The sequence below is a fragment of the Pseudomonas sp. P5_B2 genome, assembly GCF_056400445.1.
The window spans coordinates 1-883 of the sequence record NZ_JBFULH010001187.1; the positions used below are offsets into that span (position 1 = coordinate 1).

The window sequence follows — 883 nt, forward strand, 5'->3', positions numbered from 1 at the left end:
ACGTCATTCTGAAGCGCCTGCCGACGCGGTGTAGCTTTCATCGTTTCAATCCCGCAGGTGGTGCCTTTCCAATTCGGGTGGTTACCGGTTGCATCCGGGTTATACCGGGATTCGCGGCCTCTAGCTCTGGGCCGAAATCCTCCATGCGCACGTCAAAAATTGAAATGGCTATCTGCTCGCTGCCGTGAGAATGGGAAATCAATCGACGGTGCTCTTTATCGTAAGGAGCTTGGGCCGTCGAGCCGCCGAACTCGCCGATGTTTGCGATCAGAATATGCTGGTACATGTGGTACCTCAACGCCGCAACCATCCCATCGAACGTCTTCACATCCTTGTTCATGGCCGACACGACATACATGTGGCTTTCATCTCGCAGGTCTGCCGCCAACGCTAAATCTGTTGCGTCGAAACAGATGGATCCGGTCAAGCGGTAGGGCCTATCGCCTGAGCTCGATGGGTCAGACAGTTCTATCACCACTTGATAAGGCCGCCAGGATTTGATTCCGAGTTCAACTTCCTCAGGCGTGAGGTGGAATTTACCTTGATCGACCTGCACCCAAGAACGACGGTTTGCGCGCCGCTGAGGGACTAACCATCGACCGGTGTTGATTGTTTCGCCTGTTCCTGGCTCCTTCGCGCCAAGCAACCCGTAGAACAGCATCGCACCGGTTGCGTCTGAAAATGCGCGCATAAGGTCTTGATCGTCATCGTGAATGCTGAGCTCGGGAAACACTACCAAATCAAAATGCGGCTTCTGCGATCGCCCCAACACGTAGTCCCGTGCGGCTAGATGCTTAGTAGTCAGATGTAGTAACGCAGCAGTATGGTTTCGATGTTTCTCTCTGTAGCCGGGCACCTCAAGACCATCAAGTCCGCTCTCAAA

1 pseudogene is annotated in these 883 nt (G+C 53.9%); it reads right to left on the reverse strand.

Features of this window, described 5'->3' with window-relative positions:
• Positions 1-37 precede the first annotated feature (37 nt).
• Positions 38-883 (reverse strand): annotated as a pseudogene (locus AC1DRJ_RS30085) (reverse transcriptase); the annotation flags it as partial.